The organism is Roseovarius sp. D0-M9, from assembly GCF_037083805.1.
Taxonomy (GTDB): Bacteria; Pseudomonadota; Alphaproteobacteria; order Rhodobacterales; family Rhodobacteraceae; genus Roseovarius.
In genome coordinates, this window is sequence record NZ_JBAPKZ010000058.1 from 1 (window position 1) to 12,946 (window position 12,946).

Here is a 12,946-nt window from a genome sequence, read left to right on the forward strand (position 1 = left end):
ACAACAGACAATACAAAGTGAGGCAAAACGGCCGCGGGATGGAGCAGCCCGGTAGCTCGTCAGGCTCATAACCTGAAGGTCGTAGGTTCAAATCCTACTCCCGCAACCAAAAAATCACGTATTATCAAATGCATAAACGCCGCCCTTTGGGGCGGCGTTTGCGTTTGCAAAACCCGTGGAAGCACTGTGGAAGCAAGAGGGAACGAAACTCTGCGAGACAATGCGTGGCCGGCAATGCCGCTCTCGGCCCAAGGACCTTGGCCAAGTCTGTCAGCGCTGCGGCGCAGCCGCAGCAGACCAAACTTCGCTGTCAGTGCACGAACTGAAATTGACTGAAAGGCCGGTGCGCGGGACGGCTTACACTGCCGGCGCTGCGCGCGTCCCGAGACTATCAGCTAGCCAGCACGTTCCGGAAGAGCCAAGGGTCGCTTTCGTCGATATCCTCGGGAAACTGGACCCATCGATCCGCAAGAGGCGTCCAGTCGGTGAAATGCGCCTCTACCGGGCCAAGGTAAGGACGCTGTATTTCGAGGCAGCGTCGGTGATCCATTTCGTCTGTCTCGACGATGCCGGCCTCGGGGTTCTCCAGTGCCCAAACCATCCCCGCCAGCACCGCCGAACTGACCTGGAGCCCTGTCGCGTTCTGGTAGGGTGCAAGATCATGCGCGTCAGCGTTCGATAGGCGAGAGCCATACCAGAGGGCATTTCTCTCATGTCCAAAGAGCAGCACACCAAGTTCGTCGATACCCTCGACAATCTCGTCCTCCGTCAGGATATGGTGCCGGGTCTGCTGACGGCCGGACCCGAACATCTCGTGCAGCGACAGGACCGCGTCATCGCAAGGGTGATAAGCATAGTGACAAGTCGGCCGATACTCCGGCGCATTGCCTTTGCCGACGGTGTAATAATCGGAGATCGAGATCGCTTCGTTATGCGTTACCAGAAAGCCGAACTGGGGTCCCGGCGTCGGACACCATGAGTGCACACGTGTGATCGCACCGGGGCGGTCGAGCCAGATTCCTGCGCCGCAACCCGTGTCGTGCCGATGGCCGTTCTCGGGAAACCACGTCTCATGCGTGCCCCATCCAAGTTCAGCGGGCTGAAAGCCTTCGGAAATGAATCCCTCGACGGACCAGGTATTGACGAATACCCCACGCGGGCGAGGCACCCGCCTGGCCTGGGTGTCACGCTCGGCGATGTGAATGCCCTTCACGCCAAGAGATTGCATCAGTCGCGCCCAGCCCTCGCGATCCGTCGGAGCGTCTGTCTGGCGCCCCGTGTCATCGGCGAGCGTGAGCAGGGCGTCCTTGACGAACCAGCTTACCATTCCCGGGTTTGCTCCACAGCAGCTTACGGCAGTGGGGCCGCCCGGGCTGCGCGCCTTTTCGTCGCGCAACTTTTGCCGGAGCGCATAGTTCGTGCGGGCCGCGTTATCGTGCGTGCCGAAGTAATAGCCCGCCCACGGTTCGACAACGGTGTCGATGTAAAGCACGCCTATCTCACGGCAGAAGGTCATTATGTCGAGCGAAGAGGTATCGACGGACAGGTTCACACAAAATCCGCAGCCCTCGGAGAAAAGCTCGCCCAGAACCTCTCGGTAGTTCTCCGGCGTCAGGGCCACTTGAATGTGGTTGAGTTTATGCTGACGCAGAAAAGTCGCCTTGCCCTGATCGGGTTCAATCACGGTAAGCTTTTCCGCGTCGAAGTCGAAATGCCGCTCGATCAACGGCCAGCATCCTTTGCCGATCGACCCGAAGCCGATGATCACGACAGGGCCATCGATCCGCCCATAGACTGGGTATTCTTGGTCCATGCGTAATCTCCTAATCCATTGGCGTCGGACTTATCCAGCCACGACAGCCTGAGAGTTCCAGAAATAGGATTAGTGGTCTGGCACCGTCAAGAACAGGAAAAGGTGCGGAAACTATTGCAACAACCAGCTTCGCATCAGAATGACCCGATTTGAATGTCGTCGACAGCAGACGGCCCTTACCAGCCATTCCGCATATCACGCCACGTCGCAGTGCAGCTTCACGGAACCGGCCATTCGCGCAGGGTGAAGCATCTTTTTGAGGGTGAAGGTCGGCTAGCCCCTGCATCGCCGTGCCCATGGCCCAGATCCGCTTGCGTTGTGCCACCTGCTCGACCCGCCGCGCCAGGATCAGTTGCGGCAACAAGTATCCCGCCTCGGGTGCCGGCACCAGCGCCGATGATGAACCCCGGGGCTCCCAACGCGGACAGCAGCCAGGCCGGTACCAGCTTGGGGTCGATCAGACTGTCCGCCACCTTTGTCAGGGACAGCGAGGTCACATGGATCAATCCGATCGCGGCCTCGTCCTGTTGCAGATCCGCGGGATCGCCGCCGGTCACCGTGCGAAGATGCGTAGCTGGCGGTCGGCTGCGGCCTGTTCTGTCGGCATGTCAGTCATTGCGGATCAACCTGTAGACCCAGGCACGCGAGCCGTCGGCCAGGGTGACAACGTCGCGGCGATAGCGCGCGCCAAGCCGCTCATAGCGATCCAGACGCAACAGACCCCGGTCATCGACAGCAAAGACCATGCCGGACAGCGTTGCGTCCTGATCAGGGCGCATGTCGCGCCCGTCGCGGCGAAACCCTGCCAGACGCGCCTCCTGCGCCGGTGTGACCCGGCCCAGGACGGCCAGCCTGATTGCCGGGTTGGTCAGAGTCGCATATCCGAACACGCGATGCGGCCCCTGCTCTGGCTCCGGCTGCGCCGCGATGATTGCCGGCGTCACCGGGGGCAGCCAGACGGGCAGGTGCACGATGCCGACCCAGAGGGTCAGGCCAAGCAGCACCACGGCCAGCGACATGCGCCGCATCAGTGTCATATCCGTGCCCCGGTCAGGGCCTCGGTTGCCATCCGGTGTCGATAGACCATATGCTCCACTGTCCGGCAGATAGCATAGAGAGTGCAACCCCTTGACCGATCTGACCGAAACCCGCGCCCGCATCCCGCTGGAAAAGCCCTGGCCATTGCCCTCGCCGAACGGACCTGAAGGCAAGCCGCGCCGCGTCGGGGTCGAGATCGAGCTTGCCGGCCTGACCGAAGCGCAGACTGCGGGGCTCGTGCAGGCCGCCTGGGGTGGCGAAGTCCGGACACAGACGGATCACGACCTGACCGTGACCGGCGGCGCGCATGGCGATGTCGGTGTTGAGCTGGATATCGTGTTGCGCGACAAAGCGGGCAATGTGATCGCCGACAAGCTGCTGGACTGGTCGCGCGCAGTCGTGCCGGTCGAAATCGTGACAGCGCCGCTTTTGCCCGCCGATCTTGCCCAAGTGGACAGGCTGATCGGGGATCTGGTCGTGGCCGGGGCGGAAGGGTCGCAAGACGGCCTGTTCTACGGCTTCGGAATGCACCTGAACCCCGAAGTGGCAGGGACCGATACCACAGAGATCCTGCCTGTCGTGCGGGCCTACGGGCTGATGGAGGATTGGCTGCGGGCGATCGACCCGATCGACCCATCCCGGCGGCTGCTGCCCTTTGTCAATCCATGGCCGGATGGCCTGGTGGACCTTCTGGCGACAGAAGGCGACGCCTGGGATATTGATGACCTGCTGCGCGCCTATGCGTACCTGACACCGACCAGGAACCGCGGGCTGGATCTGCTGCCGCTGCTGGAACATCTGCGCCCTGCGGCGCTATCCGCACTGATGGACGCGGACATGCTAAATGGGGGACGGCCCACCTATCACTACCGCCTTCCCGAAGCGCGGCTGGGCGCGCCGGGCTGGTCGGCTGTCTATGAATGGAACCGCTGGGTCCTGGTCGAACGGGTGGCCGCCGACCCGGATCTTCTGGCGCATCTGGCAGAGTTGTGGCGCGATCACCGCGACAGCCTGACCGATACGCGCGGTGACTGGTCATTGCGCGTGCAGGCAACGCTTGGCCCTGCGGCCATCTGGTCATGAGGCCCTGCATCGGTGTCACCACCTCTCGCCGGACGGGGTGGCGCGTGTTTCCCGTAATCGCACTGAATATCTGGCTTGCAGGCGGCCGGGCGCGACGGTGGGACAGTGGACGCGAGGCAGACATGACAGCAGTCGACGGGTTGGTCGTGGGTGGCGGGGATGACATCTCGCCCATGCTGTACCAGGGCGAGATGTTGGCCGAAGCCAGGCTTGACCCAAGGCGCGATGCGCTGGAACAGCGCCTTGTTGGTCAGGCGCTGGACCTTGGCAAACCGGTCCTGGGCATTTGCCGGGGCGCACAGATGTTGAACGTGGCGGCAGGGGGCAACCTACATCAGCGCGCCTATGACCATTACGCGGACAGTCGCCACTATCGCACGATCCTGCCGCGCAAGGATGTAGCGGTGCTGGAAGGCACGGGTCTGGCCTCGATTGCTGGTACGGCACCGATGCGGGTCAATGCGCTGCATTCCCAGGCGGTGGACCGGTTGGGAACCGGTCTGCGGATCGCGGCACGCGATGGCGGCGGCATGATCCAGGCCGTCGAGCGCAGCAGCCCGCCCTTCGCGCTGGGTGTGCAATGGCACCCGGAATACCTGATATATGCCCACAGACAGCGCGCCCTGTTCCGCGCGCTGGTGGATGCCGCGCGGCATTGATCGCGCGCCCCTGATCCCGTGGACTGCCTAGGCAAAAGCGATTATCCTCGGGTTCGTGCTGAACATCATTCGCCATGACGGCCCCGATAACCCACTCCGCTGCTGATCGCCCACGGACTTTACGGATCGGGGCGCAACTGGGGTGTGATCGCCAAGCGGCTGTCCAGCGACCGAACCGTAATCGCGGTGGGTATGCACAACCATGCAGCCGCAGCATATCAGCACCACGTTAGGTAACTGGTTCGGGTCATCTTCACTGACGGCCCACAGCCGCCGTTGGTCGACGCATCCGATGCCGCGCCACAGCTTCACCAGACCTGCCGTTCGCGCACCGCGCAGCATTTTCAATAGGCGAGTGAAGGCAGTGCGGGACCGAGCGGTCCTTTCTGCGCAAGGAAATTTTCCTTTGGGCAACACGGGGACTGTGCGACATTGATCGTCTGAAGTTCTAATAAATGATCTTCTGAACTGGGATGATCGACGAATGTTTTACTATTCCGTCTCACACTGGGATACGGTCGACTAGACCGTTGAAATGGAAGCTCTTGCTCGTGAAAAGTATGTGCCAATGGTGAAGGCACTAGGTGCCGAAAGCGTCGACATGCTTAGAACAGGCGATTTGACTTTTCTTGTCGTGACAAAGAGTGCGGACGCGGCCGATGGAGAGGCTGCCCAAGCGCGCATCGATGAGATCCGCGATCAAGCCGCAGAAAGCAGCCGCGTGAATTCTGCTGTTGGACCCCATCAAGAATCGGGGAACTACCGCGGCAAAAAAAAGCAAGATGACCGTTCACGCCCAAATGGACCATTTGACGCGTGGTTATGGTCTGTTCAGTCTGAAAATTAAATTTTTTCAGATCACCTTGACGCAACGTCATAGACTAAATGATCAGCAGGTTCAAACACCCCGCGGCCAGTCAGGCCACGTGCTAATCAAGGGCGAAAATTATGACACAGGCATTGACAGATGCAGATGATCTGCAATCAGAAGACTTCGGTTTTGGCACGCAGATCCGCAAGTCCCCCTATTTCAAAGCCACCGTGCGTTGGGGCGCAAAGGGATTTTCGGTTTATAACCACATGTATATCCCGCGTGACTTTGGGGATCCGGAGCAGAACTTCTGGAACCTCGTCAACGACGCGATCCTGTGCGATGTGGGCGTCGAACGTCAGGTTGAAATCACCGGCCCCGATGCCGCGAAATTCACCCAGATGCTGACCTGTCGTGACCTTTCGAAAATGGCCGTTGGCCAGTGCAAGTACATTCTGATCACAGATGCCGACGGTGGCATGCTGAACGACCCGATCCTGCTGCGCCTGGACGAAAACCGCTTCTGGATTTCCTTGGCAGACAGCGACATCTTGTTGTGGGCAAAGGGCATGGCCTTGTTTGCCGGGATGGAGGTGACCATTCGTGAACCCGATGTCTCGCCGCTGCAGTTGCAGGGGCCGAAGTCGGGGGAGGTCATGAAGGCGCTTTTTGGCGACAGTATCATGGACCTGAAATACTACTGGCTGCGCCACGTCGAGCTTGACGGCATGCCGTTGGTGGTCTCGCGTACCGGCTGGTCGAGCGAGCTGGGCTATGAGCTTTACCTGCAGGATGAATCACGCGGCGACGAGCTATGGGAAAAAATCATGGCGGTGGGCAAGCCCTTTGGCCTGAAGCCGGGACACACATCTTCGATCCGTCGCATCGAAGGCGGAATGCTGTCCTATCACGCCGACGCGGACATGAATACGAACCCCTACGAGCTTGGTCTGGATCGTCTCGTCAATCTCGACATGGAGGCCGACTTCATCGGCAAGGCCGCGCTGCGCAAGATCAAGGAAGAGGGTCCAAGCCGCAAGCAGGTCGGCCTGGTCATCGATGGCGATCCTCTAAACGGTCCGAACACTTCATACTGGTCCGTCAAGAAGGACGGCGTGGTGATCGGCAAGGTCACCTCTGCGGTGTATTCGCCGCGTCTGGAAAAGAACATCGCGTTGGCGATGGTAGCCGCAGAGCACGCCGTTCTGGGTGCGGAAGTCCAAGTCTTGAACAAATCGGGTCTGGTCAACGACCCGGGAACCTCCGCGGCCGTTATCGTGGAGCGTCCATTCTACGATCCGAACAAGAAAATAGCGGCCTCCTGACCGCCATCCGAAAACGGAGACCTGACCCATGTCCGACCTATCAATAGACCTGAACTGGCAGCGAGCCGAACCTTATTTTGAGTTTGGCAAATACTCGGCCGAACACACGGTGAGTTACAACAGCACATTTGAAGTCCAGGCAGACGCCGCCCCTGATTGGGGCGGCAAGCCGGAAAACACCAACCCGGAACAGGCATTCGCTGCTTCCCTGTCCAGTTGTCACATGATGACCTTTCTGGCGCTGTCGGCCAAAGCCGGCTGGCCGGTGGCAAGCTATCACGATCACGCGGTCGCGCATTTGGGCAAGAACCCCAAGGGGCAGATGTCGGTGACCCGCATCGATCTCCATCCGGTTGTGCGGTTCGACACAGGATTTGCGCCTCACGCGCTCGAACTGAAACAGATGCAGGAACGCGCACACCGTTATTGCTTCGTCGCCAACTCCCTGTCTGACAGCGTTGAAATCAACATCCTCTGAATCGGAAAAGGGTAGAGAATGACCGATGGTATCCTTCTGCGCAATCTGGACGCCGATGGCATCCTGCGTCTGACCATGAATGACCCGGCACGGCGCAACGCGCTGTCCGAGGCGATGATGACCGCCCTTGGTACCGCCTTTGCCGAAGCGGGGCAGGATCGGGAGGTCCGCGTGATCGTGCTGGCAGCCAACGGCCCGGCCTTCTGCGCCGGTCACGACCTGAAGGAAATGACCGCGGGCCGTAGCGGTGCGGATCGAGGACGCGGCTATTTCACGCGCGTGATGACACAGTGTTCGGGCGTGATGCAGGGCATCGTCAATTGCCCCAAGCCAGTGATCGCCGAGGTCACGGGCATCGCCACTGCCGCCGGGTGTCAGATTGTCGCCAGTTGTGATCTGGCGATTGCCGCTGAGACGTCGAAATTCAGCACGCCGGGTGTACATATCGGCCTCTTCTGCTCGACCCCGATGGTGGCGCTTTCACGCAACGTGGCGAACAAGCATGCCTTGGAGATGCTGCTGACCGGTGACATGATCCCGGCGTCGCGTGCCGCCGAAATCGGGTTGGTAAACCGCGCCGTCCCGGCCGAGGCGCTGTGCGAAACGACGACTGAGATCGCGCGCACGATTGCATCGAAATCCAGCATGACACTGGCGACCGGCAAGCGCGCCTTCTATGCCCAGCGTGAAATGCCGCTGTTCGAGGCCTATGACTATGCCTCTCAGGTCATGGTCGACAACATGCTGGCGCGCGACGCCGAGGAAGGCATCGCTGCCTTCATCGAGAAACGCGCCCCCGAATGGCAGGATGCGTGATCCGATGGAACCGAACCCCTACGACAGCGGATTGGAACGCAATCCCGCGAACTACCAGCCCCTGACGCCTCTGACGTTCCTCGAGCGCGCCGCCAGCGTCTTTCCCGACCACACGGCCATCGTGCATGGGACGTTGCGGCGCAGCTATACTGAATTCTACGCAAGATCGCGGCAACTCGCCTCTGCCCTGTCACAAGAGGGGATCGGACGGGCTGATACGGTCTCGGCTTTGCTAGCAAATACCCCCGCGATGCTTGAATGCCACTACGGCGTGCCGATGTGCGGCGCAGTGCTCCATTCGATCAATACCCGGCTGGATGCGCCGATCATCGCCTTCCAGTTGGATCATGCAGCCTCCAAACTGGTGATTGTGGACCGAGAGTTCATGCCGCTCCTGCAAGAGGCGCTTTCGCTCTGCTCGGTCACCCCCACAGTCATCCAGTATGACGACCCGGAGTTCACCGGACCCGCCGCGACTGTCGAAGCCGCTGACTACGAATCCTTTCTCGCAAGCGGCGCTCCCGATTTCGCATGGCTGATGCCAACGGACGAATGGGACGCGATCTCTATCAACTATACTTCCGGCACCACCGGCGATCCCAAGGGTGTGGTCTCGCACCATCGCGGCGCATATCTTCTGGCGCAGGGCAACGCGCTGACGGCCTCGATGCCGAAACATGCGGTTTATCTCTGGACGCTGCCGATGTTCCATTGCAACGGCTGGTGTTTCCCATGGACCCTGTCGGCGATCATCGGCACCCACGTCTGCCTGCGGCAAGTACGTGCCGAACCGATCTGGAATGCGTTGGCGGACGAAGGGGTGACCCACCTGTGCGGCGCGCCGATCGTGATGTCGCTGATGATCTCGGTGCCCGACCCGGTGAAACGTGACCTTCCGCACCCGGTGCAGTTCTTTACCGCCGCCGCCCCGCCACCGGAAAAGCTGCTCTCGGACATGAAGACTGCCGGGTTCGACGTGACGCACCTCTATGGCCTGACCGAAACCTATGGCCCGGCTGTAGTCAACGACTGGCACGCTGCCTGGTCCGACCTGCCGCCCGCCGAACAGGCGCGGTTAAAATCTCGTCAGGGCGTGCGCTACCTGCCGCTCGAAGGGCTGGACGTTTTGGATCCCGAAAACATGCAGCCCGTCACCCGCGACGGCCAGACCATGGGCGAGGTCATGTTTCGCGGCAACGTTGTGATGAAGGGCTATTTCCGCAACGAGAAGGCCACCAAAGAAGCCTTCGAGGGCGGCTGGTTCCACTCAGGAGATCTCGGGGTCATTCATCCTGATGGCTATATCCAGCTCAAGGACCGCTCCAAGGACATCATCATCTCGGGGGGCGAGAACATTTCGTCAATCGAGGTCGAGGAAGCGCTTTACCGGCACCCCGCTGTTGCAATCGCTGCTGTGGTGGCCATGCCGCACGAGAAATGGGGCGAAACGCCTTGCGCCTTCGTGGAACTGGCCGAGGGTCAGACCGTGGATGCAGAGGCCCTCAAGGACTGGTGCCGAAAGCATCTTGCCCCCTACAAGGTCCCGGGCCGTTTCGTATTCACCGACATCCCGCGCACACCAACCGGCAAGATCCAGAAATTCGCATTGCGCGAGCAAGCAATAAATATGGACGCATAATGGAATCAACAGGGTGAATGAAGTAATCGCTTAAATCACATCCATCTTGGAGCTTAATAGCTGCCGACGGAGACTATTCTCTTATGTTTCATTCCATCGACCCCAACGGTTATGTTGCAGTCGTCGTATTGGACGGGTTTTCAGCATTGAGTTTCGGCTCGATCGTTGAACCGTTTTCCTTCCTGGCTAAGTCTTACCCTGAGATTGCACCAAGGCTGATCCTTGTAGGCCTGGACGGCAGGTATGTGCGGTCGCAAAGCGGAGTGGCGATTGAATGTGACGAGGACGCAGAGGCCCTTATCACCCGCCTTGGCCGTGGGCGTACACCTGCGTCGCTCATCATTTGCAGCGATACCGAGGCTCGTATTGTTGAGAAGAGCCTCCTGCTGTCCCTCCTTCGTCTTGCAACCCGAAATGGCGTGTCGATCTACGGAGTTGGCAGTGTAAACTGGCTTATTGCCGAAACCGGGATCCTTAAAGGCGGCAAGGGCACAGTTCACTGGAAATCTCTAGCAGCTTTCGCGGAACAGTACAGTGATGTCGACTCCGAAGATGTGCTTTTTGTCTCAAACGGCATGGTGGTGAGTTGCGCCGGGGAGTCGGCCACACTGGACATGGTGCTGGATATCATTGGCTCGATTTCGCCACAGGCGGCGGAGGCTACGGCAAATCAATTGCTGGTTTCGTTGCCACGGCGCGGGAATACCAGCCAACCGGGATCGAAGGGGCATCGTCTTCGGAACGTGCCCCAGAACCTTTCCAATGCTGTGCGAGTTATGGCCTATAACATTGAATCTCCCTTACAAGCAGCTGAAGTAGCAGATAAATGCGGCATTCCTATACGCCGGCTTGAGCGAATGTTTCAAAACCACTTGGGCACATCGCCAATGCAGTATTACACTCAGTTAAGATTGGAGTTTGCACATGACCTGCTGATGCAGACAAATATGACCATTCTCAATGTCTCTGTGGCATCAGGGTTTTGCTCTCATGGGGCGCTAACCAAGAAGTTCCGGCGCCGGTATGGTGAGACTCCGAGTCAACGCCGAATGAAAGCATGGCACCTGAATGTCGCTGAAGCGCATTGATAACCGTGGCACCGATGAATGCTTCTGAGTGCTTCTTTTTCGATTTGGGTTCGATCAGTGCCTAGCCTGCCGCAGCATTGGACCTTTTCATGCTGGGTACCCAAGCCGATGTTCTTTGTTGTGTTGATAAATTTGCTTTATCGCCATGCACAGACCGTGCTGATACCCGGTGGACGACGCGAATATCTATCTTAACCTGCACTTGCCGGAGGGAGAGGAACAAAAATGTATCGCATCCGGTTATTCGCTGTTCGCCACGCCCGCAGTTTTGAATGGATCTACAAATGCGTTGAAAAGTTGATGGTTGCTCTAGATCCACTGTTTTTCCGGATCGGATACAACAGGGTCGAGCGCCCTGTCGCCCTTATAGAAAGGGGCGTGAAAACGTTGCTCTTCGATTGCAAAATGTGTGGACAATGCGTTTTGTCTTCTACCGGTATGTCCTGCCCGATGAATTGCCCAAAGCAGCTACGCAACGGCCCCTGCGGCGGGGTGCGCGACGGTGGATATTGCGAAGTTAAGCCCGAGATGAAATGCGTCTGGACGCTGGCCTGGGACGGGGCCAACCGCATGAAAGAGGGCAGAGCAAAAATACGCGAGGTTTTGCCTCCGGTGGAACACACGCTCAAAGGGTCGTCCTCTTGGCTGCGAGTGAGCCGTGAAAAGGCCGCGCAAATGCGCGTAAGCCGCGATGCGGCGCGCGCTACGCTTGCAAAGGCCTTTCCCGAAGCGCGATTGCAGGAACCGGCGGCAGTGCCTCTGAGTGTTGAGCCACCCAAGGCCACGCAGGCGGAGGCAGAGGCGGAGTAATGATTGATCTTGAAAGCACCGGGACCGAACTGCTCGCCTATTCTAAACCACCGGAGGGGTATGTCTCACACAGCAGGCTGGAGCGGGTGTTGCGCTCAGGCCGCTTTGCCGTCACGGCTGAGCTCAATCCGCCCGACAGCGCTGATGCTGCGGATGTGTTTGAGGCTGCGCAGCCTTTGGGCGAAGTGGCCGATGCGATCAATGCAACCGATGCCTCTGGCGCAAACTGCCACATGTCATCGATCGGGATTAGTGCCCTGCTAACACGCGCGGGTTATTCGCCTGTCTACCAGATTTCCTGCCGTGACCGGAACAGGATCGCGATTCAGGGGGATGTGTTGGGAGCGGCGGCGTTGGGTGTGTCCAACGTCTTGTGCCTGACCGGGGATGGTGTGGGCGTCGGGGATCAGCCGGGGGCAAAACCGGTCTTCGATTTCGACTCTCTCACGCTTTTGCGTACTATCCGAACCATGCGCGACAAAAGTGTGTTCCTGTCGGGCCGTAAGATTACCCGCCCGCCGTTGCTGTTTCTGGGCGCGGCCGAAAACCCTTGTATTCAACCCTATGAGTGGCGGCCTGACCGGTTGATTAAAAAGATTGAGGCGGGTGCCGAATTCATTCAGACGAATTACATCTTTGACATTCCTTTGTTCGAACGGTTCATGGCACGTGTGCGCGATCAGGGCGCAGAGAAACGTGTGTTCATCATCGCCGGTCTTGGTCCGCTGGCCTCGGCCAAGGCCGCGCGGTGGATGCGCAGCAATGTTCCAGGTATTCACATTCCAGATCAGATCATCGCGCGCATGGAAGGGGCCGCGAACCCATCGGAAGAAGGCAAGAAAATCTGCATCGAGCTTATGCAGCAGGTGCGCGAAATCGAGGGCGTGGCGGGTGTGCACATCATGGCCTATCGGCGCGAGCATCTGGTCTCCAGCATAATCCTGGAATCCGGCGTTCTGTCAGGGCGAAACGCTGCAAAACGAAGATAATCGACGAGCCGCACGAATCAGAACGCAGGTTTCGGCGCCCGCGGCCCGCTGATAACTTTGATCTTGACTCAAAGCCTTGCCTTCCTGACCCTTTGTATGATGAGCCCGGGGGAAGCGTGGATTTGGGGGTACAAATGATTGTCTACAGCAACGACTTTTCGACTGATCCGAATTGGACCACTGATCAACCCGAGAACTTCTATTGGGATAGCGCAACGGGTACGTTCGTCGCCAGGACCGAAAATGAGGTCCCGGACTACTCGCCAAACCGCTACGCATTCGAGGATATCAGGCTTCTTCGCGGTTTGTGTGGGTGTGCGGGTCTCCGGTCAGTTCACGACCACACCAGATGTTGTGTCGTAGGGTGACGCGGGCAGGTGCTTGAGCCGACCGGCGA

General features: G+C 59.1%; 12 protein-coding genes, 1 tRNA gene and 1 pseudogene. 12 read left to right on the forward strand and 2 right to left on the reverse strand.

The window, feature by feature from the left end; genetic code table 11:
* The first annotated feature begins 32 nt into the window (after window positions 1-32).
* Window positions 33-109, forward strand: a tRNA-Met gene (locus tag V8352_RS20110).
* Window positions 110-391: 282 nt separating this feature from the next.
* Here the strand turns inward: V8352_RS20110 and V8352_RS20115 are convergent.
* Complete coding sequence (locus tag V8352_RS20115; protein WP_336426062.1) at window positions 392-1,813, reverse strand: homospermidine synthase; 1,422 nt, start codon at window positions 1,811-1,813, stop codon at window positions 392-394.
* A 608-nt stretch (window positions 1,814-2,421) separates the two neighbouring features.
* Window positions 2,422-2,850 (reverse strand): gamma-glutamylcyclotransferase family protein, encoded by a 429-nt coding sequence (locus tag V8352_RS20120; RefSeq protein WP_336426063.1) that lies wholly within the window; start codon window positions 2,848-2,850, stop codon window positions 2,422-2,424.
* Between the two features lie 91 nt (window positions 2,851-2,941).
* Here V8352_RS20120 and V8352_RS20125 point away from each other — a divergent pair, with 91 nt between their 5' ends.
* The 11 genes and pseudogenes from V8352_RS20125 (at window position 2,942) to V8352_RS20175 (ending at window position 12,549) form a co-directional block, all read left to right on the forward strand.
* Entirely contained in the window at window positions 2,942-3,934 is a 993-nt protein-coding gene (locus V8352_RS20125) for an amidoligase family protein (RefSeq protein ID WP_336426064.1), read from the forward strand.
* A gap of 122 nt (window positions 3,935-4,056) precedes the next feature.
* Window positions 4,057-4,593 carry a gamma-glutamyl-gamma-aminobutyrate hydrolase family protein gene (locus V8352_RS20130; RefSeq protein ID WP_336426065.1) on the forward strand — a complete coding sequence of 179 codons (537 nt, stop codon included), beginning with the start codon at window positions 4,057-4,059 and terminating at the stop codon, window positions 4,591-4,593.
* A gap of 55 nt (window positions 4,594-4,648) precedes the next feature.
* Window positions 4,649-4,797: pseudogene (locus V8352_RS20135) on the forward strand (alpha/beta fold hydrolase); the annotation flags it as partial.
* A 331-nt stretch (window positions 4,798-5,128) separates the two neighbouring features.
* Window positions 5,129-5,440: a hypothetical protein gene (locus V8352_RS20140; RefSeq protein WP_336426066.1), complete on the forward strand. Its 312-nt coding sequence runs from the start codon at window positions 5,129-5,131 to the stop codon at window positions 5,438-5,440.
* A 101-nt stretch (window positions 5,441-5,541) separates the two neighbouring features.
* Window positions 5,542-6,729 carry a glycine cleavage T C-terminal barrel domain-containing protein gene (locus tag V8352_RS20145; protein ID WP_336426067.1) on the forward strand — a complete coding sequence of 396 codons (1,188 nt, stop codon included), beginning with the start codon at window positions 5,542-5,544 and terminating at the stop codon, window positions 6,727-6,729.
* Between the two features lie 28 nt (window positions 6,730-6,757).
* Entirely contained in the window at window positions 6,758-7,207 is a 450-nt protein-coding gene (locus V8352_RS20150; RefSeq protein ID WP_336426068.1) for an OsmC family protein, read from the forward strand.
* A gap of 18 nt (window positions 7,208-7,225) precedes the next feature.
* Window positions 7,226-8,023, forward strand: coding sequence for an enoyl-CoA hydratase (locus V8352_RS20155; protein WP_336426069.1), 798 nt, complete (start codon window positions 7,226-7,228; stop codon window positions 8,021-8,023).
* A gap of 4 nt (window positions 8,024-8,027) precedes the next feature.
* Entirely contained in the window at window positions 8,028-9,662 is a 1,635-nt protein-coding gene (locus tag V8352_RS20160) for an acyl-CoA synthetase (protein WP_336426070.1), read from the forward strand.
* An 83-nt stretch (window positions 9,663-9,745) separates the two neighbouring features.
* The gene (locus V8352_RS20165; RefSeq protein ID WP_336426071.1) at window positions 9,746-10,750 is read left to right on the forward strand and encodes a GlxA family transcriptional regulator; all 1,005 of its coding nucleotides are present in this window, start codon (window positions 9,746-9,748) and stop codon (window positions 10,748-10,750) included.
* 225 nt (window positions 10,751-10,975) lie between these two features.
* Entirely contained in the window at window positions 10,976-11,560 is a 585-nt protein-coding gene (locus V8352_RS20170; protein WP_336426072.1) for a methylenetetrahydrofolate reductase C-terminal domain-containing protein, read from the forward strand.
* On the forward strand, window positions 11,560-12,549 hold the full coding sequence (locus tag V8352_RS20175) for a methylenetetrahydrofolate reductase (protein ID WP_336426073.1): 990 nt from the start codon (window positions 11,560-11,562) through the stop codon (window positions 12,547-12,549). Before V8352_RS20170 ends, V8352_RS20175 begins: the two co-directional genes overlap by 1 nt.
* The last annotated feature ends 397 nt before the right edge of the window (window positions 12,550-12,946 follow it).

What these genes read in the sequence shown, in the direction of transcription:
- V8352_RS20115 (WP_336426062.1), bottom strand. Translation starts at nt 1,813, where the DNA reads ATGGACCAAGAATACCCAGTCTATGGGCGGATCGATGGCCCTGTCGTG.
- V8352_RS20160 (WP_336426070.1), top strand. Translation starts at nt 8,028, where the DNA reads ATGGAACCGAACCCCTACGACAGCGGATTGGAACGCAATCCCGCGAAC.
- V8352_RS20155 (WP_336426069.1), top strand. Translation starts at nt 7,226, where the DNA reads ATGACCGATGGTATCCTTCTGCGCAATCTGGACGCCGATGGCATCCTG.
- V8352_RS20140 (WP_336426066.1), top strand. Translation starts at nt 5,129, where the DNA reads ATGGAAGCTCTTGCTCGTGAAAAGTATGTGCCAATGGTGAAGGCACTA.
- V8352_RS20150 (WP_336426068.1), top strand. Translation starts at nt 6,758, where the DNA reads ATGTCCGACCTATCAATAGACCTGAACTGGCAGCGAGCCGAACCTTAT.
- V8352_RS20165 (WP_336426071.1), top strand. Translation starts at nt 9,746, where the DNA reads ATGTTTCATTCCATCGACCCCAACGGTTATGTTGCAGTCGTCGTATTG.
- V8352_RS20170 (WP_336426072.1), top strand. Translation starts at nt 10,976, where the DNA reads ATGTATCGCATCCGGTTATTCGCTGTTCGCCACGCCCGCAGTTTTGAA.
- V8352_RS20130 (WP_336426065.1), top strand. Translation starts at nt 4,057, where the DNA reads ATGACAGCAGTCGACGGGTTGGTCGTGGGTGGCGGGGATGACATCTCG.
- V8352_RS20175 (WP_336426073.1), top strand. Translation starts at nt 11,560, where the DNA reads ATGATTGATCTTGAAAGCACCGGGACCGAACTGCTCGCCTATTCTAAA.
- V8352_RS20120 (WP_336426063.1), bottom strand. Translation starts at nt 2,850, where the DNA reads ATGACACTGATGCGGCGCATGTCGCTGGCCGTGGTGCTGCTTGGCCTG.
- V8352_RS20145 (WP_336426067.1), top strand. Translation starts at nt 5,542, where the DNA reads ATGACACAGGCATTGACAGATGCAGATGATCTGCAATCAGAAGACTTC.